Origin of the sequence: Bacillus sp. FSL W8-0645 (genome assembly GCF_038007905.1) — a bacterium.
GTDB lineage: Bacteria > Bacillota > Bacilli > Bacillales > Bacillaceae > Bacillus > Bacillus pumilus.
The window spans coordinates 755,522-782,042 of the sequence record NZ_JBBOYC010000001.1; the positions used below are offsets into that span (position 1 = coordinate 755,522).

At 43.2% G+C, this 26,521-nt stretch carries 11 protein-coding genes; 7 read left to right on the top strand and 4 right to left on the bottom strand.

The window, feature by feature from the left end:
- Positions 1 to 12: 12 nt before the first annotated feature.
- Genes NST39_RS03695 through NST39_RS03705 form a run of 3 tightly spaced genes read left to right on the top strand, consistent with a single transcriptional unit; the run spans position 13 to position 14,648 of the window.
- Positions 13 to 7,245 carry an SDR family NAD(P)-dependent oxidoreductase gene (locus NST39_RS03695; protein WP_341027155.1) on the top strand — a complete coding sequence of 2,411 codons (7,233 nt, stop codon included), beginning with the start codon at positions 13 to 15 and terminating at the stop codon, positions 7,243 to 7,245.
- Positions 7,238 to 13,648: an HAD-IIIC family phosphatase gene (locus NST39_RS03700; RefSeq protein ID WP_341027156.1), complete on the top strand. Its 6,411-nt coding sequence runs from the start codon at positions 7,238 to 7,240 to the stop codon at positions 13,646 to 13,648. The genes NST39_RS03695 and NST39_RS03700 overlap by 8 nt, the downstream gene beginning before the upstream one ends.
- Complete coding sequence (locus NST39_RS03705; RefSeq protein WP_341027157.1) at positions 13,641 to 14,648, top strand: phosphotransferase enzyme family protein; 1,008 nt, start codon at positions 13,641 to 13,643, stop codon at positions 14,646 to 14,648. Before NST39_RS03700 ends, NST39_RS03705 begins: the two co-directional genes overlap by 8 nt.
- Positions 14,649 to 14,690: 42 nt before the next feature.
- On the opposite strand, the gene NST39_RS03710 is transcribed toward NST39_RS03705, so the two are convergent.
- The 3 genes from NST39_RS03710 to putP all read right to left on the bottom strand — a co-directional run bounded on the left by NST39_RS03710 (position 14,691) and on the right by putP (position 18,552).
- Positions 14,691 to 16,097, bottom strand: coding sequence for an alkaline phosphatase (locus NST39_RS03710; protein ID WP_341027158.1), 1,407 nt, complete (start codon positions 16,095 to 16,097; stop codon positions 14,691 to 14,693).
- A 113-nt stretch (positions 16,098 to 16,210) separates the two neighbouring features.
- Positions 16,211 to 16,903, bottom strand: coding sequence for an MgtC/SapB family protein (locus tag NST39_RS03715; RefSeq protein ID WP_012009182.1), 693 nt, complete (start codon positions 16,901 to 16,903; stop codon positions 16,211 to 16,213).
- 167 nt (positions 16,904 to 17,070) lie between these two features.
- A complete protein-coding gene (putP, locus tag NST39_RS03720; protein WP_341027159.1) occupies positions 17,071 to 18,552 on the bottom strand; it encodes a sodium/proline symporter PutP in 1,482 nt (493 codons plus the stop codon).
- 423 nt (positions 18,553 to 18,975) lie between these two features.
- On the opposite strand from putP, the gene gatC reads away from it, so the two are divergent.
- The 3 genes from gatC to gatB are packed head-to-tail and all read left to right on the top strand — an operon-like array spanning position 18,976 to position 22,182.
- On the top strand, positions 18,976 to 19,266 hold the full coding sequence (gatC, locus tag NST39_RS03725) for an Asp-tRNA(Asn)/Glu-tRNA(Gln) amidotransferase subunit GatC (protein ID WP_003213898.1): 291 nt from the start codon (positions 18,976 to 18,978) through the stop codon (positions 19,264 to 19,266).
- Positions 19,267 to 19,280: 14 nt separating this feature from the next.
- Positions 19,281 to 20,738: an Asp-tRNA(Asn)/Glu-tRNA(Gln) amidotransferase subunit GatA gene (gatA, locus tag NST39_RS03730; RefSeq protein ID WP_278178147.1), complete on the top strand. Its 1,458-nt coding sequence runs from the start codon at positions 19,281 to 19,283 to the stop codon at positions 20,736 to 20,738.
- 13 nt (positions 20,739 to 20,751) lie between these two features.
- Positions 20,752 to 22,182 (top strand): Asp-tRNA(Asn)/Glu-tRNA(Gln) amidotransferase subunit GatB, encoded by a 1,431-nt coding sequence (gene gatB, locus NST39_RS03735; protein WP_341027160.1) that lies wholly within the window; start codon positions 20,752 to 20,754, stop codon positions 22,180 to 22,182.
- 188 nt (positions 22,183 to 22,370) lie between these two features.
- Here gatB and NST39_RS03740 read toward each other — a convergent pair whose 3' ends face one another.
- Positions 22,371 to 23,216 carry a TetR/AcrR family transcriptional regulator gene (locus NST39_RS03740; RefSeq protein ID WP_319610649.1) on the bottom strand — a complete coding sequence of 282 codons (846 nt, stop codon included), beginning with the start codon at positions 23,214 to 23,216 and terminating at the stop codon, positions 22,371 to 22,373.
- A 131-nt stretch (positions 23,217 to 23,347) separates the two neighbouring features.
- Here NST39_RS03740 and NST39_RS03745 point away from each other — a divergent pair, with 131 nt between their 5' ends.
- The gene (locus tag NST39_RS03745; protein WP_341027161.1) at positions 23,348 to 26,497 is read left to right on the top strand and encodes an efflux RND transporter permease subunit; all 3,150 of its coding nucleotides are present in this window, start codon (positions 23,348 to 23,350) and stop codon (positions 26,495 to 26,497) included.
- Positions 26,498 to 26,521: the final 24 nt, after the last annotated feature.

Genomic DNA, 26,521 nt, shown 5'->3' on the forward strand with positions numbered 1-26,521 from the left:
GAAATGCAGCGTATGTCTGATCAAGAGCAATGGACCGAATCTGGACTTGAAATTGCAGTTGTAGGATTAGCAGGTACGTTTCCCGAGGCACCGAATGTGCAAGCGTTTTGGGAAAATGTATCGCAAGGGAAAGAATCCGTTACGTTTTTCACTGATGAAGAATTAAAGGCAGCGGGTGTAGATGAGACGCTGCTAAAACGTTCTGATTATGTCAAGGCAAAGCCATATTTACAGCATGCATCATCATTTGATGCAGACTTTTTTGGCTACTCTCCGCGAGAGGCATCTATTATGGACCCGCAAATTCGATTGATGCATGAATGCACATGGCATGCGCTAGAGGATGCAGGCTATGAGCCTGAGCAATACGAAGGATTAATTGGTCTTTATGCCGGGGCATCTAGCAATCTATCGTGGATGGGGCAGCATATGTCGTCACTTGCGAAGAACGAAGATGTGTTTCAAATCATGCATCTCAATGACCCATCCTTTGCTTCTCGGATTGCCTATAAATTAAATCTAAAAGGTCCAAGCGTATCGGTGCAAACGGCTTGCTCCACATCGCTTGTTGCTATCCATATGGCCTGCCAAGGATTAATCGGCGGTGAATGTGACCTTGCGTTAGCAGGAGGTGTCACACTCCATCAGCCGCAAATCACAGGCTATCAATACCAAGAAGGAATGATTTATTCTCCTGATGGTCATTGCCGTCCGTTTGATGAAAAAGCAAAAGGGACCATTTTTGGTGAAGGTGCAGGCGTTGTTGCGCTAAAACGATTAAAAGATGCGATAGAAGACGGAGATTTTATTTATGCTGTCGTAAAAGGATCTGCAACGAACAATGATGGGAGCAATAAAGTCGGTTATACAGCCCCAAGTGTGAGTGGACAGGCAAGTGTCATTGAATCTGCGTTAGAAATGGCTGAGACAGAACCAGAGACGATTTCTTATATCGAAGCACATGGAACGGGTACACCTGTTGGAGATCCGATTGAGATTGAGGCGCTTACTCGTGCTTTTCATACAGATCAACAAGGCTATTGCCGAATTGGATCAGTCAAAGCCAATATTGGGCATTTAGATGCCGCAAGCGGCGTAGCTGGTTTTATCAAAACAGTCATGATGCTACATCATCGTCAATTTGCCCCGATGCCGCACTTTGAGAAACCGAATCACCGTATTTCTTTTGATCAAACCCCATTTTATGTTGGGACAGACAAAGAGGAGTGGAAGACATCTCAATTGCCAAGGAGAGCTGGAGTCAGTGCCTTTGGTATAGGGGGAGCAAATGCTCATGTCATCTTAGAAGAGGCACAGCCGAGAAAAGCAAACAGCAAGGCCTCGTCCAAAGAATTAATCGTGTTGTCAGCTAGATCAACGCATGATCTGAAGAACATGACAAAAAACTTAAAGGAATATGTCTCCTCACATCCTGATCTCTCACTTGGTGAAGCAGCTTATACGTTACAAAGTGGAAGAAAGGCTTTCAAATATCGAAAAGCGTTTGTCTGTTCCACGCGGGAAGAGTTATTAGAGGAGCTGCAAGTGCTGAATGAAGAGACAGCAGGCAGAGAAAGTCATCTTTATAAACGGATCAGCATGAGGCTGACCGGGTATCATGAGGCAGGTTTACGTGATTACATCAAGCTGTATGAAAAAGATCCTTCTTTCAAAACAGAAGTGGATCGAATCATAAGCCTCGTCCAATCCGCAGTACCTATCAAAAAAGACGAGCTGTTCCATCCTAAACAAAGCCGTCAATCAGAAGTGGCGATGCTGATCATGACATCCGCTTTTGCCAACATGGTAAGATCACTCGGAATTGAACCAGATGGATGGGTTGGAGAAGGCAGCGGCGTCTGGACAGCTTTATATGCAGCAGGCGGTCTTGAGCTAAAAGATGCGGCATCTATTGTGTACCATCTTCATGATACCGAGACGGTTAATCAAAGGCTGGCTTCCCTGTCTCAGAGGACACTCAAGCGGCCTGTTTACTTGCAGCAAACTGGGGAGCAACAAACCACTTTCGACCCATCGTCTGCAAAGGGTCTTCTTCATATGGATCAGCCTGTAAAATCACTAATGATTGAGCAAGAATCACCAGCTTTGATCATTGACCTTTCAATGAAACAAGGGATTGTAATTGAAAAGGGAGCAGAAAAAACAACCGAACCACTTGATGGAGACATGCTTCAAATCGCAGGTGTTCTTTGGGAAATGGGGGTCGGCTTAGCTTTCCCAATAACAGATGAGAAGAACAGACAGCGTATTCCGCTACCTGGGTACCCATTTCATAAAACTGATTTCTCTGCACAAACAAATACGATGGCAGCCATTGAACCACAAAAGCCGCAGAATGAACAGCGTGTCTTTGCTTCACTCGCTTCTTTACAAAAAGACATTCACGACATTGTGCAAACTCATTTTGGGTTTGATCAAATGGATGATGAATCGCCATTTTTCGAATTTGGTGCGACATCCCTTGATATTTCTCAGCTTGCAGCGAAAATATCTGAGCATGTGGACAAGCAAATTGACACTGTGCAATTGTATCGGTTTGCGACAGTGGCAAGTCTTGCTGAATATTTGTTTGAAGAACAGTCAGAACAGATTCAAACGCCTGCTTCTCGCCCAGTAAAAAACACGTCCCAGGAGCATACGGATATTGCGATTGTCGGAATGGCTGGAAGATTCCCGGGAGCTTCATCGCTAGAAGACTTTTGGCAGCGTCTTGTGAATGGCGAGGAAATGATTCACTTTTTCACAGAAGAAGAGCTCAAGAAAGCAGGGCTGGATGCGTCTGTCTACCAGCATCCAAATTTCATTGGAGCAAAAGGTCGTTTACAAGAGATTGAAGGCTTTGATGCAGACTTCTTCAACTATTCTGCCAGAGAGGCAGAGCTAATGGATCCGCAGTTCAGGCTCTTGCATGAATGTGCTTGGGAAGCGCTGGAGGATGCTGGCTGTGACCCTGATCGAATGGCAGGGAAAATTGGCGTTTATACAGGAACGAGTCCAAACCATGAGTGGCTGACGCGCTTTGCCCATCAAATGGAAGCAACTGAGCAATTCAGCGCCATGCTGTTAAATGATCGTGAGTTCTTTAGTACACAGCTTTCTTATAAATTGAATTTACACGGGCCTAGTGTGACCATGCAGACAGCTTGTTCGACCTCACTTGTCAATATTGGCATGGCCTGTCAAGCATTATTGAATCAAGAATGTGATGCTGCACTGGCTGGCGGTGTGACGGTTAGTTCTCCAGAAAATATCGGCTACATCTATCAAGATGGGATGATTCAATCAAAAGATGGACATTGCCGACCGTTTGACCAAGAGGCGAGCGGAACCATTTTCGGAGATGGAGCGGGGATTGTTCTGCTAAAACGTTATGAAGATGCAATGAGAGATGGCAACCCGATTCATGCGGTCATCAAAGGGGTTGGTGTGAACAATGATGGCAGCCGAAAAGCTGGTTTTACCGCTCCGAGTGTGGAAGGACAAGCAGAGGTTTTAAAAGAAACGTATGAAAAATCAGGTATCGATCCCGCGTCTATTGGTTATGTAGAAGCTCATGGTACGGGGACAAACATGGGAGATCCAATTGAGGTATCCGCCCTTAGCCAAGTGTTCAAAGGGACAGATCCGCTGACGATTCCGATCGGTTCTGTGAAAAGTAATGTCGGACACTTAAATAGTGCGGCAGGGATTGCAGGTTTGTTTAAAGCCATTTTGGCTCTCCAGCATAAAACGATCCCGCCAACCATTCATTATGAAAAACCCAATCAGGAGATTCCTTTCAAAGATACACCGTTTTATGTGAATCAAAAGGCGTTGTATTGGAAGGAAGCAGATGGTCCGAGAAGAGCGGGAGTTAGCTCTTTCGGTATCGGCGGAACGAATGCCCATATGATCATAGAAGAGGGCATACAGGCGAAGCAAAAACCAGCTTCTAACCAAAAGCAGCTGCTCGTCTTATCTGCAAAAACAGATACTGCTTTGGCGGAAATGACAGAGCGATTAAAGCAGTATGTGATCCAGCATCCTCAAGTCCCGCTTGAAGATATTGCTTATACATTACGTTATGGCAGAAAGCAATTTCCATACCGAAAAGCGATCGTACTCGCGTCTGCTGATGAATGGATGCAGCAGAAACAGCTTGAAACAAGTGTGTTTCGAAGCAAAAAATGGCGTAAAGCGACCTTTATGTTTTCGGGTCAAGGCGCTCAGTATGCTGGTATGATGCGCGGATTATACGATGCAGAGCCAGTGTTCAAATGGGAAATAGATAGATGCTTTAAATATGTAATGGAAACGGAGCAAGTGGATTTAAAGGGCATTGTCTTTTCCGAGGATGAAACGAACGAAGACATCACAAAAACGTCAAATGCTCAGCCGCTTCTCTTTATATTCGAGTATGCATTAGCCAAATTGCTTCAGCACAGCGGTGTTGAGCCAGAATCAATGATTGGACACAGTATCGGCGAGTACGTTGCCGCTTGTTTGTCAGGGGTCTTTTCTCTCGAGTCTGCATTAACACTCGTAATGGCAAGAGGAAGATTGATGCAAGACATGGAAAAAGGCGCGATGCTTAGTGTGCAATTACCAGAGGCGGAGCTCGTCTCAATGATCGATGAATCGCTTTCTGTTGCTGCTGTCAATGCAAAAGACCTTTGTGTCGTTTCTGGAAGAGAAGAGCATATCGCTGCATTTGAAAAGAAACTGCAAGACAAAAGAATTGTCACAAGACAGCTCCATACTTCTCATGCCTTTCATTCCTACATGATGGAGCCGATGCTTGAGGCGTTTCAACAATTCGTAGAGAAAGTAGAATTGCACGAGCCAGCGATTCCGTTTATATCGAATGTGACAGGCACCTGGGCGACAAGCGAAGAGGTGATGACAGCATCTTATTGGACGAACCACTTGCGTGGAACCGTTCGTTTTCATGAAGGTCTATCTCAGCTGTTAACCGATGAAGTACGAGCACTCATAGAAGTTGGGCCTGGAAACAGCTTGACGGCATTAGCGAAACGTCATGAAAACAAAGAGTCTCATCATGATGTCCTGAATATGGTGAGGCATACGAGAGAACAAGCGGATGACCATGCATATTTCTTAAAAAGAATAGGAGAGCTATGGGCAGGCGGTTACGAGGTCAAGGCGCAGCAACATCCAACTCAAGAGGAACGTCAGCTCGTATCGCTGCCGACCTATCCATTTGAGCGTAAGCGATACTGGATTGAGGCAGGAAAGCCCGCGTCTCCGCAGCTATCCGCCCCTAAGGAAACGAAGAAGAAAGAGATGGAAGAATGGTTCTACCTGCCTTCATGGGAACAGCAGCCGCTAAAACCAGTTTTCGAAAAAGAAACAGAAGAACAAACGTGGCTCATTTTCAGGGAACAGGATGCTTTTCATGAACTGTTTATTCATTCATTTAAGCAACAAGGGATCAAGGTCATTTCTGTCACAAAGGGTGAAGCTTATCAAGAGCTGGATCAGTCGTTTACGATCAATCCGGCAGAAGGCCAGCACTACCGAAACATGTTAGATTCATTGTCTAATAGAGGCATCAATATTCATCGGATTCTTCATTTATGGGAAGCTGCGAAAGAAGATGACAACTCGAATCGTCAAGCCGCTTTTCAGGCGCACATTGAAAAAGGCTATTACAGCTTAATTTTCTTATCTCAAGCGATTGCTGCCCAAAAAAATATTCGAGAATGCCGTCTGTTTACGATCACTAGCGGAATTCAGCCAGTCACAGGAAATGAGACGATATGTGCAGAGAAAAGTGCAATGCTTGGGCCATGTAAAGTGATTTCACAGGAATACCATCATATTAAGTGCTGGAATATCGATGTGGAAGACGTGCCAGAAGTCATGTCTTGGAAGGAACAAGTCCTTGTCGATCTTATTGTGCAGGAAATCATGCAGCCTGGAAAGGACCAGCTTGTGGCGTATCGTCATCGAAAGCGCTGGGTGCAGAGCTACAAGCATTTGCCGCTACAAAAAGAAGATGGACTTCCGAAGATGATCAGGCCAAATGGTGTTTATTTGATCACAGGAGGTTTAGGCGGCATCGGATTTGTTCTATCAAAGATGCTGGCGAAGGAAGGAAATGTACATCTTTATTTAACTGGCAGAACGGCATTGCCGCCAAGAAATGAATGGGCGTCATATGTTCAACAAGCAAATGCCGATGAAGCGCAACGCACGAGAATTGAGAAGGTGCTTGAGCTTGAACGATTAGGTGCAACAGTAGAAGCGGTGCAGGCGAATGCAGGAGATCTTGATCAGATGAAACATGTATTTGATGCCATTCGCAAAAAGCATGGCGGCGTTCATGGTGTATTCCATGCAGCAGGATTACCAGGAAGTACATCCTTCCGTGCAATCAAAGATATCCCTTCTACACTGGCGCAGGGAGAGGATCAATTCCAATCAAAGGTGAAAGGGCTCGATGTGCTAGAGCAGCTGCTGGAACAAGAACACGCAGACTTTTGTCTTCTCTTTTCTTCCATTAGTGCATTGCTTGGGGGCTTAGGATTCTCTGCTTACTCAGCGGCTAACTTATATATGGATGCATTTGCAGCTAGACTTAATCAACATAGTCAAACCCCGTGGATGTGTGTGAACTGGGATGCTTGGAATTTCTGGGGTGAACTAGAATCCACAATTGGTGAATCGATCAATGAGCTTGCGATTTTACCAGAAGAGGGTGCTGAGCTGTTCCAGTATGTTCTGTCTAGCCGGCAGAATCGACACATGCTCGTGTCCACAGGAAATCTTGATGAACGGATCGATCAATGGCTGTCACTAGAGCCTAAGACCGCAGCGGATGAGGATTCATATGAAGTGTCTAAGCACGAAAGACCAGAGCTGGGCAATCCGTATGTGGCGCCTCGCAATGAAACTGAAAAAGCGATCTGTCAAGTATGGCAGGATTTTATGGGCATGGAACAAGTGGGCATTCACGACAATTTCTTCGATCTCGGCGCAAGCTCGCTGGATATTGTTCAAGTCACCAATCGGTTAAACCAAGCACTTCAAACAAATGAAGCGGTTGTGACGTTGTTTACGTACCCATCTGTTGCAGAGCTTGCGAAATATATCCAGCCTTCTGAGGACTCGAAGGAAGAAACGATGGAAGAAGAACTAGCCGTCGTCACTTCAGGTGATCGAAGAGCTCGTTTTAAACAGCAACGGAATAAAAGATTGAGAGGCGGAATCGAGAATGAATGATACAACGAATCACTATCATGGCGCAGAAATTGCTGTTATCGGTCTTGCAGGTCGTTTTCCAGGGGCCAAAAATGTAGATGAGTACTGGGAGAATCTGAAAAAAGGAAAAGAAACAATCTCCTTTTTTACAGAAGAAGAATTACGGCGTGAAGGTACAGATGAAGCTTTATTAAAAAATCCCCGTTTTGTCAAAGCAAAAGGGATGCTAGATGATGTTGATTTATTTGATGCAGATTTCTTTGACTATACACCAAAGGAAGCGGCCATGATGGACCCGCAGTTTAGACTCTTTCATGAATGTGTGTGGACAGCGCTTGAAGACGCTGGGTACGATCCGTTTGAATATAAAGGGCAAATTGGTCTTTATACAGGTGCAGGGATCAATACAGAATGGGTCATGAGAGCACTTCAAGGGGCGGCTCAAGGTGAGGATTCGAAAACACTAGAAGCTGCCGTTCTGAATATGCGTGATTATTTAGCGACGATGATTTCATATAAATTAAATTTGAAGGGACCGAGTATGGTGGTGCAAACCGCCTGCTCGACCTCGATGGTGTCGATTCATCTAGCCGTTCAGGCTTTATTAAGCGGCGACTGTCATATGGCAGTTGCAGGCGGCGTGTCCATTCGCCTGCCGCAAAAATCGGGTTATCTTTATCAAGAAGGCATGATCCATTCATCTGACGGACATTGCCGCGTCTTTGATAACAAAGCCGATGGAACCGTTTTTGGTGATGGTGCAGGAGCCGTTATTTTAAAAAATTTAGAGGATGCCATTGAAGACGGTGATCACATTTATGCTGTCATTAAAGGGTCATCTATTAATAATGACGGAAATAGAAAAGTAGGATATACAGCGCCGAGTACGAAAGGTCAAGTTTCAGCCATTAAGACAGCACTGCGAATGGCTGAGGTGGAACCTGAAACCATTTCGTACATTGAAGCACATGGAACCGGAACAACCCTCGGAGATCCAATCGAAATTGAAGCGCTCAAGCAAGCATTTGATACAGATAAAAAAGGCTTTTGCCGCATTGGTTCTGTCAAATCGAATGTTGGTCATTTGAATGATGCATCAGGTGTCGCGGGCTTTATTAAAACTGTTTTAAGCTTAAAGCATCAAGTGATTCCGCCGACCATTCATTTTGAAACGCCAAATGAAAAAATTGAATTTGCCAATTCGCCTTTCGTTGTAAACACAGACTTGACGCCATGGAGCACGCAAGAATCTCCTCGCCGGGCAGGTGTAAGCTCATTTGGGATAGGTGGAACAAATGCTCATGTCATTTTAGAAGAAGCACCTGCTACACGTGTTGCCGCTGATAGCCCTGAGGATAGTGAACTTCTTTTATTATCTGCCAAAACACCAGCAGCTCTTGAAAAAATGACGGATCGCCTTGCGGACTATTTACTCCAGCATCAGCAGCAAGTTCGTCTAAGTGACGTTGCCTATACGCTGCAAACAGGGCGCCATCATTTCCCGCATAAACGTGTCATTCTTGGAAATAACACGGCTGACATGTTACAGGCGCTCAATCAAAGGTCAAAAGAGGTGGTCAAGACGGCCAGCTCCCAAACATCGAGCCGTCCAGTCGTCTTTCTTTTCCCAGGCCAAGGATCTCAGTATGTAGACATGGGGCGTCAGCTTTATGACAAATATCCAGTCTTTAAAGAAGCACTGGATCAATGCTTGAATCAATTCAAACAGCATGTCTCAGTTGACCCATTCAATATTTTATTCTCAACAGAAACAAGTGATGATCGTCAGCTGATCAACCAAACAGAATATACGCAGCCACTTCTGTTTAGTGTGGAATACGCTTTGGCTAAATTGCTGATTCATTTTGGCGTCAAACCGCAGGCACTGATCGGTCACAGTATTGGAGAATACACAGCTGCTGCCGTATCTGGTTTACTATCTGTTGAAGATGCCGTAGATCTCGTGTCTTATCGCGGACAGCTTATCAGCCAGCTTCCAAAAGGCTCTATGCTGAGTGTTCCTTTGAGTGAACAGAACGTGTTGTCATATTTAACAGATGATCTTTCACTTGCAGCAGTAAATGGTCCTGAATTGTGCGTAGTGTCAGGTGAGACCACAGCCATTGATGCACTTGCTGAGAAGCTGGAGGCTGCTGGACATGGGTGCAGGAAGCTTCACACCTCTCATGCCTTCCATTCTAAAATGATGGATGACATCTTGCCATCATTCAAAGAAAAGGTAGCCAAGTATCAATTGAATGCGCCGTCTATCCCGTATATTTCTAACGTCACAGGTACGTGGATTAACCATGAAGCAGTGCAAGACCCGGCATATTGGGCTAATCATTTGCGACAAGCGGTTCGTTTCCGTGATGGAGCGGAGACGTTATTAACGGAGCTTGATCCTATTTTCGTTGAAGTCGGGCCGGGGAATACGTTAAGTGCCTTTATTCGCCAAGCTTCAAAGGAACATCATCAGCAGCCGATTCCATTGATGCGTCATCCAAAAGAAGAGGCAGCCGACGACCGCTACCTGCTTGGAAGATTGGGTGACATCTGGCTTCAAGGGGTGCCGGTTGACTGGACAAAATTGCGAAATCAGACATCAAATCAAAAAGTATCCTTGCCGACCTATCCGTTTGAACGACAACGATATTGGATTGAAAAAGTAGATACATCTGCATTATCTTCATCTTCAGGTGTGCAAATGGTGGTGCCAAAGGATAACAAAGGGCAGGAAATAGAAGAAAACAATCAAGTCCATGCCGCCGCATCGAATGACATTGAGGCAACGTTACAGCGGATGTGGAAAGACATTTTAGGAATTGAAAAGGTGGAAAGAGACGACCATTTCTTTGAGCTTGGCGGACATTCGTTAAATGCCACCGGTCTGATTTCTCAAATTCACAAAGAGTTTGGTGTAGAGCTAACGCTCACAGACATGTTTAACAATCCGACAATTGAAAAGCTCCAAGCATTCATCGAAAAGGCAGAGAAGCATCAATATTTCAAGATTGAACCAGTGGAAAAGAAAGACACGTATCCATTATCTGCTGCTCAAAGACGGACATTCCTCATTCATCAGCGTATTGGTCAAGTGACCTCTTACAACATGCCGATGGCACTGAGATGTAAAGGGGAAATTGACGTCGAGCGCTTTGAGCAGACCTTCAAGCAATTAATTGATCGTCATGAAACCTTGCGAACGACCTTTGAATTAAAAGATGGTGAACCGGTTCAGCGTGTCCATGATGACTTCCAATTTGCTGTTGAATTGACAGAGGCTGATGAAGAAGGATTAGAAGCACAAATCGATGAATTCATTCGTCCATTTGACTTAAAGGCTGCACCATTGATCCGTGTGCGTTTTGTGAAAATTGCAGCACATGATCATCTCTTATTAGTCGATATGCATAATATTGTGGCGGATGGAGCGAGCATGAACATCTTTATTAAAGAATTTACTGAGCTCTATCGAGGGGAAACCTTGCCGGAACTCACTGTTCAATATAAAGATTATGCAGAATGGCAAGACAAATATTTCCGCAGCGAGATGTTTCAAAAGCAGCAGGATTATTGGAAGCAGCAAATTGGCTCAAATGTGCCAACTTTGACAATGCCATATGATTTTGAACGGAAGGAACAATCCTTCTTAGGAAGAGCGATCAAATTCAATATTGAACCGCACATCGTTGAGAAAATTGAACAGCTTGCTGAACAGTATCAGCTGACAAATAACGTCATCTTGTTCCAGCTCTATGGGCTGCTGCTCTCACGTTATGCAGATCAAGAGGAACTAATTGTCGGTTCACTTGTGGCTGGACGGCGTCATGCAGATATCGAGCATACAATTGGCATGTTTACAAACTTCCTGCCAATTAAACTAGACATGGAACAAGAAGCAACCTTCACAGAGCAACTGGTGCAGACAAAGCAAGTATTGCTGGATGCGTATGACCATCAAGAGTACCCATTTGACCAAATGGTCGAGCATCTGAATCCAAAAACAAGACCGCATCGTAATCCATTCTTTGATACAATGCTCATTTACCATAATGAGTACGATCCGAATATTAAAATCGAAGCCGATGGACTAACATTTGAAACACATGAGTTTGCAAAGGGAATTTCCAAACTCGATATGAAAATGGATGTTGTCAGAGAAGTAACAGGTGAGTTAAAGTGCGTCCTTCAATACAATCTTGCGCTGTTTAAACATGAGACAATGCAAGCGTTCGTCAAGCACTTCGAGCACTTGGTCGAACAGGCTGTTCAAACACCTGATCAACTGCTCAAGGATTTCGATGTGCTTTCAGAGGAAGAAGAACAGGCAGCAAAAGAGAAAAGGGAGCGTGCAGAGGAAAAAGCACCGCTCGTACTAACAGTCAGCTCGACATTTACAGCAGATCCAATCGCACCTTACATTCAGTACTGGACAAAGCAGTTTGATGTGCAGCTTGATGTTCAATTTGCACCGTATGGGCAGGTATATCAGGAATTACTAAATGAGCGCAGCCTGATCTCACAGAAGAAAAACGGTGCGAACCTTCTGCTTATTCGATTAGAGGATATCACGGGTCCAGCTCATCTTTCACTGGAAGAAAAGAAAAAACTGGCTGCAGAGCATGCTGAAGAACTTGCAAACGTTCTGAAATCAAAAACGAAACATAACCTATATTTTGTTGGGATTCTGCCAATAAGTGCTGCTCTTAAAGACACGCTGCAAGATGTGGAACAAGAGTGGATTGCTCAATTATCTGAGATAGACGGCGTTCAATTGATCGATTGCCGTCAGCTTGCGCAGCAATATCAGATGGATGACATCTTTGATGCAAAAGGAGAGCAAGCCGCACATCTCCCATTCACTGAAGTCTTTTGTGGAGCCATTGGTACAAAAGTCGCACGCGAGTTCATTGCATGGCAAGGTGCCCCATTTAAGGTAGCAGCCATTGATTGTGATCATACGCTTTGGAGGGGTGTTGTTTCAGAAGACGGTGTGGAAGGTATCGATATTACGCCAGAACATCAAATGCTTCAGCGCTTTTTAAAACAAAAGCAGCAAGAGGGTCTCCTGCTTGTCTTAAGCAGCAGGAATAATGATGAAGATGTGTGGCGCGTGTTTGAAAACCACCCAGATATGATCTTGCAAAAAGACGATATTGTCGACTGGCGAATCAATTGGGAAAGTAAACCGGCACATCTCAAAGAGATGGCAGATTCACTGAATCTTTCATTATCTCAGTTTATTTTCTTAGACGATGATCCTGCTCAGTGCTTGCGTATGAATGAAGAGCTACCTGAAGTGATGACACTGCTACTACCTGCCAATGAAAAAGCGATCCCATTATTTGCTCAGCATGCTTGGGCATTTGACCGCTATGATGTCACAGAAGAAGATAGAGGGCGAACAACGAGCTACAAGGCTGAAAAAGCTCGTCAAAAAGAGAAAGCTGAGTCTCTGTCAATGGAGCAATTTTTACAAGATTTGAATTTAAACATGAGTGTAACAGAGTGGGGAGAAAAGCACCTTGCCCGCGTGGCGCAAATGAGCAGTCGCATTAACCAATTCCGCTTAAATGATCAGCGCTTTGATGAACAGCAGCTGAGAGAGCGGATGGAAAATGAGCATGTTAAGGGCTGGATTATCGAGGCAGCGGATCGCTTCAGTCATGAAGGAATTGTAGGGGCGATCTTGGCTCATCATGCAGGCGACACCTTGATCATTGATGCTTGGATGCTAAGCTGCCGTGCTCTAGGGAAAGGGATTGAGCAAAAATGTCTGACATGGCTCGCTAAATATAGCCGTCAGCACCAGCTTTCTTCTATTGAATTCAAGTTTACATCGACTGGACGTAATGAGCTATTCAAGTCATTTATGAAAGAGCACCAGATGCAGGAGATTGAGGAGCAGCAAACATACCGGATACAAGTGAAAGAAATCGGTTCACTGAGCGATCACATTCAGATCGTCGACCACCTGTCACCTCGTCAGCACTCGACTGAAGAAATAGAGGGTCAAAGGGTGGAGACAGCAAGTCATTCAGTTTCTGAAGGTTACACATGGGAAACGATTCAAACAGATCAAACGCTGCACAGCGGTTATGTAAAAGCCCTTAAGGTACATGATCAAGAAGGTCTGTGTTCATTATTAAAGACGGAACTAACGCAGGATCATGGACTTTACGCACACCCAACCAATGAACGCGAGGCATTGCTTCTTGAGATTTGGTGTGACATTCTTCATGTGGAAAAAGTAGGAATTGACAACGACTTTTTCGATTTAGGAGGAAATTCTTTACTTGCTGTCAAAATGGAAGTAGAGATTGAAAAGAAGGGTTGGTATGTTGATGATTTGAATTTTGCTGAAAAACACACCATTCGAGAATTAGCAAAATATATGAAGAGGGAGAATCAGCATGCATAAAGATGTAAAAGCCATATATGAAGAATCAAAAATTTTAGATGAGGCCACTCATTTATACGGAGTCCAGCGAAGTGACATCCACTTTATCGCAGATGCAGAAAACTATGTGTATGAACTTAAAAAAGACGGAGAGTCTTTCATTTTAAAAATTACCCATACCATCCGCAGATCACCTGATTATATTTTAGGTGAAATGGAATGGCTCCATCACTTAGCGAAGGGCGGACTTTCGGTTGCAAAACCAATTGCTTCATTAAATGGCCGTGATATCGAGCAAGTAGACGATGGGCAAGGCGGTTCATTTTTACTGCGAGTCTATGAAAAAGCACCAGGCCATAAAGTCGAAGAGGCAGACTGGAACGATGAATTATTTTATGCCCTTGGACAGTACACAGGCCGCATGCATAAACTGACAAAAAGCTATCAGCTGTCAGATCCGCGATATAAAAGACAAGAGTGGGATGAAGAGGAGCAGCTTAAATTGCGTAAGTATGTCCCAGCCGATCAGACGCTTGTGTTCGAACAAGCGGATCGGTTGATGGAAAAGCTGGCAAAGCTTCCGAAAAATCAGGATACGTACGGATTGGTTCATGCGGATCTTCATCACGGAAACTTCCACTGGGATCAAGGCAAAATTACGACCTTTGATTTCGATGATATCGGGTACAACTGGTTTGTGAACGACATTAGCATTTTGCTATACAATGTGTTGTGGTACCCAGTCATTCCATACGAAGACAAAGCAGCTTTTGCAGGAAACTTTATGAAGCAGTTCCTTAAAGGCTATCGTGAAGAGAATGAGCTTGGGGATGAGTGGCTTGCCTACATTCCTGACTTCCTTCGCTTACGTCACGTGCTAATCTATGGCTTGCTGCATCAAGCATTTGATTTGGCTACCATCGGAGATGAAGAGAAGGCCATGCTCGCTAGCTTCCGCTCCGACATTGAGCAAGCAGCACCGATTACGACGTTTGACTTTACAAAGCTAAGTCAATCTTAAAAATGAAAATCCCCGCCTATGTGATGAGGCGGGGATTGTTTTTTATGGGCGATAGGTGGACGGTGATTCAATGATATGAAACAGGTTCTTTCCTTGCTTTGTATTATCGATCCAGCCTTGAAATGCTGCTTTCCCAGGTCCATATGCATAGACAGGGACATCCTCACCTGTATGAGCAAAAGTTGTCCAGCCTGAGAAAGAACGTTGATCAAAGATGTGTTGAATGCTGAGTTGAATCTTACCGGTCTTCCCTGATTGTGCCGCTTTCTCCACCTGTGAGATTTCCTCTTTTGTGAGCGAGAAATCAATATAGGTGTGAAGGACATCACGTACCGATTGTCCGCCTGCGATTTTCTTTGCCATATACACTGGTGTTTTCTTAGCAGCTAAAATGGGTGCTGGGTCCCATTTATAGCCGGTTTCACTTGTCATGCCGTCTGCACCAAACGAAAAGCCGCCAGTCGCATGATCTGCTGTGATGACAACGAGTGTTTCTTGATCCTTTTTAGCGAATTGAAGAGCCGCTTGGACTGCTTTCTCAAAATCCTCCATCTCACTCATTGCGCCGACCACATCATTTTCATGTCCAGCAGAATCAATGGTACTACCTTCAAGCAGCATGAAAAACCCATGCGAATTGTCTTGATTTAATTGGGTTAATGCTGACTGCGTCATGTCTTTTAAAGTAGGCACATGCTTTGGTCGATCGATGGCTCGATCCAGCTCGTCCTCCTGGAATAAGCCGAGCATTTTTGAAGATGATTGGGTAGTTAAATCATCTTTTGACCTTAGTATGGAATACCCGCTCTTCTCAAATTCTTTCACAAGATCACGGTCTTTTCGGTCAAAATATTGCATGCCGCCACCTAGAAGGATATCAACTTTGTGCTCTCCACCTATTTTCTCATCAAAAAAGTGGTCTGCAATTTGTTCTTTGTTTTTTCGGGAGACGTTATGTGTGCCAAAAGCGGCAGGTGTCGCATCGGTGATGTCAGATGAGACAACAAAGGCTGTTTTCATTTGTGCTTCCTTTGCTGCTTCAACGACACTTCTAAGAGGTTCTTTTTCTTGGTTGACGGCGATGGCATCATTGTATGTCTTTTTTCCAGTCGCCATGGCCGTGGCTGCGGCAGCTGAGTCGGTAATATTATCTCGAGGATCATCTGGGTGTGTGGTCTGCATCCCGACTAAATACGGGTCCCAGACGGTTTGTGCTTTTGGAGAACCAAGTTTTTCCTGCTTGAATGTGCGGTAGGCTTTGATCACGGGCATCCCCATTCCATCGCCAATGATAAAAATAACATTTTTTGGTGTTTTCGTTTGTTTCTTGTCTGCTGCATTTGTTGAGACGGGAGTGACATAATGTGAGGTCAATAAAGCAGCGAATACGAGTACCGCTAGAATCCCACTCATAAGAAAAATACGTTTTTTACGATCCATATAGCCCATGAAAAATCCCCTTTTATCATTTATTTCATAATTTGTATTTTATTTGAATGAAGGCAATGGTTCAACCCCTTTTCCCATAAAAAAAGGTGATGAGACTTTTGCCTCATCACCTTTTATACCGTATCACACTTGACGCCAACGACGCCTTCTAGATCTTTAATATCAAAATACACATCAGTTGTATAGCGATCTTTATGCACGCGTACGCGTACTTCCATAATCGGATAGTTCTTTTCTGTTAAATCATCAATACGAACAGAATGAATGCGAATGTTAAGGGCTTTCATTTCTTTTAAAATATCCGTCATGCGGTTTCGATCAGAAAGAGACATTCTGATGCGGATTTCTTTTTCCTGTAAGCGAATCGGTCCGATCCGCTGGAAGAGCCACGGTAGAAATTCGACACTAATCAGAATAAAGAAAAGACTGAGGAAGGCTTCTTTATAAAATCCTGCACCTGTAGCAACCCCAAGTCCTGCTGCTCCCCAGATCATCGCAGAAGTCGTGAGACCTGAGATGACATCATTGCTTTTTCGCAGAATGACACCTGCTCCAATAAAACCAACACCAGATATAATTTGCGCCGGTAACCTGAGTGGGTCCATTTGAAGCCTAGAGACTCGAGGGAAATTGTAGGCTGCATCAATGCTGATGATGGTTAACACGCAGGAGCTAACAGCAATGACAATACACGTTTTTAAGCCGAGCGGCTTTTTCTTCAGCTCGCGTTCAAGCCCAATAATCAAACCGATTAAGGTGGCCACGGCTAATTTTAAGACTGTATCCCATTCAATTGTCCAAAACATGCGTATCGCTCCTTCACTTCATGTACGTTTCACATCATGTATATGATCTTCTCACAGCCCATATGGCTGCACAACTCTTATTTTATTCAGAATCGGAAGAAAGAAAAGCTTTTTATTTAATTTAAAAAGAGAGTCATCCGCATAAGGCGGACGACCCTTCATGTTCTTTATTTTGTTTCTTCTTCAAGATGATTTTCCATTTTGGTAAATAGCTGTTTTGATGCTTTTGACGGCTTACTTGTCAATAAGCTCACAATAATGGCAGCTAATCCACTTAACGTAAAGCCAGGAATCATTTCATAAATACCTGTTGCATGGTTAAGGCCTGTCGTGATCCATGTGAGAACCACAACCGCACCAACAATCATCCCAACTAGGGCACCATGGTGATTCATTCGTTTCCAGTATAGGCAAAGTAAGATGATTGGACCGAATGAAGAACCAAATCCAGCCCACGCATAACCAACAAGGTCAAGAATGGTATCACTTGGGTTAAGTGAAAGGCAAAGGGCAATCACAGCGACAACGAGTACAGACATACGGCCAATCATCACAAGCTCTTTATCAGATGCTTTTTTTCTAAAGAATGTTCTGTATAAATCCTCTGTCATCGCACTTGCTGTGACAAGCAGCTGAGACGAAATTGAACTCATAATCGCCGCTAAAATGGCAGAAAGTAAAAATCCAGTGATATATGGATGGAACAGCACCTTAGAAAAGACGATAAAGATGGTTTCTGGGTCAGCAAGGTTCATACCCGTTTCATGAACATAGGCAACACCAACTAAACCGACAGATAGTGAACCAATTACTGAAATAATCATCCAGCTCATTCCGATGCGGCGTGCTGGTTTTAAGTCTTTGACGGACGTAATCGCCATAAAGCGCACGATAATATGCGGTTGTCCAAAGTAACCTAGTCCCCAAGCGAGGAAGGATATAATGCCAATGACGCTCGTTCCTCTAAAAATATCAAGCAATTTAGGGTCAATCTGTTGAATATCTTGGAATGTGGCAACAGGTCCACCTAATTGTGTAAAGGCAACGATCGGCACGAGCACTAATGCTAAAAACATGATAGCTCCTTGGACAAAGTCCGTTAAGCTCACTGCCAGGAATCCACCAAACAATGTATACAAAATAACAATACTTGACGTCAAAATCAGTCCAAACATGTAGTTCGCTCCAAATGCTGACTCAAATAAACGTCCGCCTGATACCATCCCAGACGATGTATACAGCGTAAAGAAAATTAAAATGATGACAGCTGATACAGCTTTTAATAATGAAGATGATCCTTTGAATCGTTTATCAAAGAAATCAGGAATCGTAATGGCATCATCAGCAATCTCTGTATAAGAACGTAAACGAGGTGCAAGAATGAGATAGTTCAAGTAAGCACCGACGATGAGACCAATCGCAAGCCAGGTAGTCGATAAACCTGTTTTATACATTTCACCTGGTACACCCATCAGCATCCAGCCGCTCATATCCGCAGCACCTGCTGAAAGAGCTGTAACGAATGGACCAAGTCCGCGTCCACCAAGCATATAATCATTTAAATCATGTGTTTTCCTGAATGCATACCAACCGATGGCAAGCATCCCGATAAAATAAATAGATAAGGAAATTGTAACTTCAATACTCATTTTGTGTTCTCACCTTTTTCGTATAAATTTGACATCACCTCAATCAAAATATCCAGAAGTGTCAGGGCTAGTTTTTTGATTGAATGCCCTTCTCACTGCTATGGTTACTTAACCTAACAGAGTATTCCCAAGTGATCAACCTTCTTAAACCTCCCTATTTTGAAGAAAAAATGGACAGATCGGTGATACGAATCAGTTTGTATGCGCTTACAAAAGAGGAAAAAAGTAAAAATTTTCTGAAAATAAAAGGGTGTCTGCATGCCTATTTTCTTCATCAGTTGAATCACAATGATGCTTCGAGAGAAAATGCCTCTTACAGCCCCTGCGTAAAGTTGCTTTAGAACAGTAAAATTTGATATGATAAAGTGTATATGACTTATGATCATGACCACGAACACGTATCATTTTTGGAGGTGAACCTGCATGTCTAGAATTTCAATAGAAGAAGTAAAGCACGTGGCGCATTTGGCACGGCTTGCAATTACAGAGGAAGAAGCTGAGATGTTTACTGAACAGCTTGATAGCATCATTTCATTTGCAGAGCAGTTAAACGAGGTAGATACGGAAAACGTTGAACCAACAACACACGTATTAAAAATGAAAAACGTCATGAGAGAAGATGTTCCGAATAAAGGTCTTTCCATTGAGGCAGTCATCAAAAACGCGCCTGATCATAAAGACGGCTATATTCGTGTGCCATCAATTTTGGACTAAAGGAGGCCTGAGGCATGTCACTGTTTGATCACAAAATTTCTGAATTAAAAGAGCTTTTACATAAAAAGGAACTGTCTGTTTCTGATTTAGTGGACGAGTCTTATAAACGAATCAATGAAGTAGACGGGAAAGTACAAGCATTCCTTGCACTGGACGAAGAGAAAGCTCGTGCGTATGCAAAGGAATTGGACGAGGCAGTTGGTGAAAAGGACGAGCTTGGTCTATTGTTCGGTATGCCAATCGGTGTGAAAGATAACATCGTCACAAAGGATTTACGTACAACAGCATCTAGTAAAATCCTGCAAAACTTTGATCCTATTTATGATGCAACGGTTGTCAATCGTTTAAGAGATGCGGAAGCAGTCACAATCGGTAAATTAAATATGGACGAATTTGCAATGGGATCTTCTACGGAGAACTCAGGCTTCAAAGCAACGAAGAACCCGTGGAATTTAAACACTGTTCCAGGTGGATCAAGTGGTGGCTCAGCAGCTTCTGTTGCAGCAGGTGAAGTACCATTCTCACTTGGATCAGATACGGGCGGTTCGATTCGCCAGCCGGCATCATTCTGCGGCGTTGTGGGTCTGAAGCCGACGTATGGCCGTGTATCTAGATACGGCTTAATCGCATTTGCTTCTTCATTAGATCAAATCGGGCCGATTACGCGTAACGTAGAGGACAACGCATACGTTCTTCAAGCGATTGCTGGAGTCGATCAAATGGACGCAACGAGTGCAAATGTCGACGTCCCAGATTTTCTTTCTTCATTAACTGGCGACATCAAAGGCATGAAAATTGCAGTGCCAAAAGAATACCTTGGAGAAGGTGTTGGCGAGGAAGCAAAAGAGTCTGTTCTTCAAGCGTTAAAAGTATTAGAAGGACTTGGTGCAACATGGGAAGAAGTGTCACTTCCGCATTCTAAATATGCGCTTGCGACTTACTACTTACTGTCTTCTTCAGAAGCATCTGCAAACCTTGCGCGTTTTGACGGCATCCGTTATGGCTACCGTACAGATAATGCAGAAAACCTGATTGATTTATATAAAAATACTCGTTCTGAAGGCTTTGGAAACGAAGTGAAACGCCGCATCATGCTTGGCACATTCGCTCTTAGCTCAGGATATTATGATGCATACTATAAAAAGGCGCAAAAAGTCCGTACATTGATCAAAAAAGACTTCGAAGATGTTTTTGAAAAGTATGATGTCATTGTAGGACCAACAACACCAACTCCTGCATTTAAGATTGGTGAAAAGACAAGCGATCCACTGACAATGTACGCGAACGATATTTTAACGATCCCTGTGAACCTTGCAGGCGTTCCAGGAATCAGTGTGCCTTGTGGATTTGCAAACGGTCTTCCGTTAGGACTGCAAATCATTGGTAAGCACTTTGATGAAGGAACGGTTTACCGCGTGGCTCACGCTTTCGAGCAAGCAACAGATCATCATAAAGCAAAACCTGAACTGTAAGGGGTGAATCAGAATGAACTTTGAAACGGTAATTGGACTTGAAGTCCACGTTGAGCTAAAAACACAATCAAAAATTTTCTCCAGCTCGCCGACACCTTTTGGTGCAGCTGCCAACACGCAAACAAGTGTCATCGACCTTGGATATCCTGGCGTACTGCCTGTATTGAACAAAGAAGCGGTGAACTTTGCAATGAAAGCAGCAATGGCGCTAAACTGCGAGATCGCAACAGATACAAAATTTGACCGTAAAAACTACTTCTATCCTGATAACCCAAAGGCGTATCAAATTTCTCAATTTGATAAACCGATCGGTGAAAACGGCTGGATTGAAATTGAAGTAGAAGGCAAAACGAAACGAATCGGTATTACGCGTCTCCATTTGGAAGAGGATGCAGGTAAACTGACGCACACAGGCGACGGATATTCACTTGTCGACTTCAACCGTCAAGGCACACCGCTTGTTGAAATCGTATCTGAGCCAGACATTCGCACACCAGAAGAAGCGTATGCTTACTTAGAAAAACTAAAATCTATTATTCAATATACAGGCGTATCTGATTGTAAGATGGAAGAAGGCTCACTTCGCTGTGATGCCAACATTTCACTTCGTCCGATCGGTCGTGAAGAGTTTGGAACGAAAACAGAGCTCAAGAACTTGAACTCATTTGCTTTCGTACAAAAAGGTCTTGAATTCGAAGAGAAACGTCAAGAGCAAGTATTGCTTTCTGGCGGCTTGATCGAACAAGAAACTCGCCGCTATGACGAAGCGTCTAAAAAGACGATCCTCATGCGTGTCAAAGAGGGGTCAGATGATTACCGCTACTTCCCAGAACCAGATTTGGTGGAGCTGTACATTGATGACGAGTGGAAAGAACGCGTAAGAGCATCGATCCCAGAGCTTCCAGACGAGCGCCGCAAACGCTACATCGATGAGCTTGGGCTTCCTGCATATGATGCGATGGTGCTGACGCTGACAAAAGAAATGTCTGATTTCTTTGAAGCAACCATTTCAGAAGGTGCAGAAGCGAAGCAAGCTTCAAACTGGCTGATGGGTGAAGTATCTGCCTACTTAAATTCAGCTCAAAAAGAGCTGGAAGATACAAAGCTAACGCCGCAAGGCCTGGCTGGCATGATCAATCTCATCGAAAAAGGAACGATTTCTTCTAAGATTGCCAAAAAGGTATTCAAAGAGCTGATTGAAAATGGGGGAGACGCAGAAACAATCGTCAAAGAAAAAGGGCTTGTCCAAATTTCTGACGAAGGTGCCCTGCTCAAACTTGTCACAGAAGCACTTAATAACAACCCGCAATCCATCGAAGACTTTAAAAATGGAAAAGACCGCGCGATTGGTTTCTTAGTCGGACAAATCATGAAAGCATCGAAGGGACAAGCGAACCCGCCGATGGTCAACAAGATTCTCCTAGAAGAAATCAAAAAACGCTAATGAACAATAGCAAAAACCGCCTCATGAGAAGAGGCGGTTTTTTTTGCTTGAAATGACAGGGTCTTATCATAGATTCAGACCACCGCCGTATATCAATTCGGAGATTCTTTTCTTATAATGAAGTATAAGCGAAAGTGCACATTCGAAGGGGGATAAAGGTGAACGAATCGGAAAAACAGCACGTAATGTTATTGAAGAAACAGCTTCAATTGTTCAACTACTTTTAAGACAGCAGGGTCCTCACACTTTTCTAAATTCGTCAGCATCCCTTGAATGACTGGCTTACGAGGCTCAGCTTTCGCCAGTTCTTCTTCAATGACTTCAATGGATACAAGGGTATCATCAGAAAGCAAATGCTCAAGCTTTAACAAACGAAGCTCCTCTTGAAGGGAAGCAGCACTCGGCGCTTCATCGCCCCAAATGGTTGGCTTTAAGATCGGTTTCGTCTGAGAACGAAGTATACCTTGAACCAAATCATCAAACCGTTCGAGTATAAAGGAAGAGAGCTCATCAAATGATAATTGCATCTGATCTTGTAAAAGCAGCACCTGCACATACGATTGGATGATTCCTTGAATCATGACTGACAGGTCAGTTAAATATGGTTCGATCTCCTGTCCATAAGTGGTCAAGATGGAAATTTGAATTTCATCATTCATTTGCTTTTTCACAGTTTTTGAATACTTTTTAATTTGCTGGTTTTCTGGAATAATATTCTCGCTGAGGATCAAAATGATAAAGTCCTTGTTCTCAGCAAAATGCTGAAACTGTTCAGCGATTTGCTTCTGGAAGATCTCTCTCGGCGCGAGATGCTGATTCTCTTTTCGAATCGTTTCAATACTTTGCATAGACGTGTCAATATAATATTCGAACGCTCGGTTGAAAAGCTGTTCTTTTGATTTGAAATGCAAATAAAACGCGCCTTTCGATATTCCGCACTCATCTGCTATTTCCTGAATGGTCGTAGAAGAAAAACCCTTTTTCGCAAACAACTGGATGCTTGCTTTAATGATTTTTTCTTTTTTTTCGTTCATGAAATAAGGCCCCTTCAGCTTTAGAATGTTACGTCAAACGCAAGAGAAATGGTTGACGGCATTGTATATCACCGTTTATTATGATATAGAATGACCAGTCAGTCAATACATAAAGGAAAATGGAGGACATAATGAATTCGATCATCAATTTTGTATTAAAGAATAAGTTCGCTGTATGGCTCATGACAATTATCGTAACAGTTGCTGGTCTATATGCTGGATTGAATATGAAACAAGAATCAATCCCGAATATCAACACTCCAGTCATTACGGTTTCTACAACGTATCCTGGCGCAACGCCGGACGAAGTATCAGATAAGGTGACCGATCCAATTGAAAAATCGATCCAAAACCTAAATGGAGTGAGTGTCGTCACTTCCAATTCATATGAAAATGCGTCATCCATTCAAATTGAATATGACTATAGCAAAGACATGGATGAGGCGAAAAAAGAAATTGAAGATGCGATTAGCAATATCAACTTCCCAGAAAATGCGGAACAACCAAAAATCGCACGTTTCAGCATTAACGCTATTCCAATTTTAGCACTCAGTGTGTCTGGCGATAAAGAATCCTTACAGGAATTAACTGAAAAAGTTGAAAATGATTTGATCCCTGCACTCAAAGGTCTGGGTGGTGTCTCATCTGTAGAAGCATCTGGTCAACAAATCAAAGAAGTGCAATTCTCATTTAAACAAAAGAAACTCGAAGAATATGGTTTAGATGAAGAAACCGTTCAAAACATCATCAAAGGTTCCGATGTGAACTTGCCACTTGGTTTATACACATTTGGCAACAAGCAAAAATCGGTTGTCGTGGACGGTAACATTTTCAGCGTGAAAGACTTGAAAAATATGCGTATTCCTGTGACAGGAGGGGCCGGTAATGCCTCTGGCGGAATAGGAAATACAGGTGCAGTTGGAAGTGCTGAGCAACAAGCAGCAGCAAGCAGTCAGTCTGTAGAGCTTCCAACAGTGAAGTTATCTGAAATAGCCAATATCAAAGTAGTGAAAGAAGCAGAATCAGTCTCAAGAACTAACGGTAAAAATAGTATCGGACTTCAAATTATGAAGGGATCTGATGCAAACACAGTCAGTGTTGCAGAAGAAGTCACAAAAGAACTAAACAAATTTAAAAAAGACAACGATGGAATGAACATAAGTTCAACTTATGATCAGGCAGAGCCAATCAAAGAATCTGTCAGCACAATGCTGAATAAAGCAATCATTGGTGCCATCTTTGCCATTATGATTATTCTCTTGTTCCTTCGTGACATCAGATCAACATTGATCTCGGTCATCTCGATCCCGTTATCACTGTTAATTGCTATCTTAATTTTAAATCAGCTCGATATTACGCTGAACATTATGACCCTTGGCGCGATGACCGTTGCAATTGGTCGTGTCGTGGATGACTCCATTGTCGTCATAGAAAACATATACAGACGGATGGCACTCAAAGATGAACCGTTACGAGGAAAAGCCCTTGTACGAGAAGCAACGAAAGAAATGTTCTTGCCAATTATGTCTTCAACGATAGTCACAATTGCTGTGTTCTTGCCATTAGCACTAGTTGGTGGCATGATCGGTGAATTATTTATCCCATTTGCATTAACAATTGTGTTTGCTTTACTTGCATCACTTCTTATTGCCGTTACGGTCGTTCCAATGATGGCACACAGCTTGTTTAAGAAAAACTTGTATGGCGATAGAAAAGAGCTCAAAGAACACAAGCCAAGCAAGCTAGCACTTGGCTACAGACGTGTGTTGAACTGGACATTAAATCATAAATGGATTACGTCTGGAATTGCCGTTCTTATGCTTGTCGGAAGCTTATTCTTAGCACCACTTGTTGGCGTTAGCTTCTTGCCACAGGAAAGTGAAAAAACAGCAATAATCACGTACACACCTGAGCCTGGACAAACAAAAGAACAGGCTAAAGATGAAGCGAAGAAAGCAGAAGAGTACTTAATGAAACGTGAGCATGTCGATACAGTTCAATATTCATTAGGTACGTCAAATGCTCTGATGGAAAATGCTGGTGGAACTTCAAATGGTGCTCTCTTCTTTGTCAAATATGAAGGTGACACACCGAACTTTGAAAAAGAAAAAGAAAAAATTAGTAAAGACCTTCAAAAAAATGCATCTCAAGGTGACTGGAAGTTACAAGACTTCTCATCTTCCGGTGCGAGTAATTCTGTCACTTACTATGTGTATGGCGATACAGCAAGTGACATTGAAGGCACAGTAAACGATGTAGAAAAGATTTTAAAAGACGAGAAGAATTTGAAAAACGTGAGCACAAGCTTGGCTGATAAATACGCTGAATACACATTTAACGCAGACCAAGAGAAGCTTGCTAAACTAGGTCTTACAGCTTCACAAATCGCACAAGAGATTGCGCCTCAAAGCAATGAAATCACTTTAACGAAGGTGACAGAGGATGGCACAGAAATTGATGTGAAGCTTCAAACAGATAAAGACGAATACAAGAGTAAGAAAGATTTAGAAGACAAAAAAATCACGACACCTACAGGGCAAGAAATCCGAATCGGAGATGTAGTGAAGGTCAAAGAAGGAACAACGGCAAATACAATCACGAAACGTGACGGTAAAATCTACGCTGAAGTATCCGGAGATATGACAACGGACAACGTAGCGAGTATCACACAAGACGTACAGAAAAAGGTCGACAAGCTCGACTTGAAATCTGGTGTAACTATTGATTCGGGCGGTGTGAGCGCAGATATTCAGGAATCCTTCACACAATTAGGGATTGCGATGTTAGCTGCCATTGCCATTGTGTATCTGGTATTAGTTATCACATTCGGTGGAGGGCTTGCACCATTTGCGATCCTGTTCTCACTACCGTTCACAGTCATTGGTGCCTTGGTCGGATTGTTTGTAGCGAAAGAAACGATCAGCTTAAACGCAATGATTGGCTTGTTGATGCTGATAGGAATAGTCGTAACAAATGCCGTTGTCTTAATTGATCGAGTCATTAATAAAGAAAAAGAAGGACTCTCAACAAGAGAGGCATTACTGGAAGCTGGTACAATAAGAGTACGTCCAATCTTAATGACGGCACTTGCGACAATTGGGGCACTTCTTCCGTTAGCATTAGGATTTGAAGGCGGAAGCCAAATTGTTTCAAAAGGACTTGGCGTCACAGTCATTGGGGGTCTCGCAAGTTCAACATTGCTAACACTGGTTATTGTACCAATCGTATACGAAGTGTTAAGCAAATTTAAACGCAAAAAGAAATACGTAGAAGAAGATTGAGATGGGGCCCCGCTTTGATGGCGG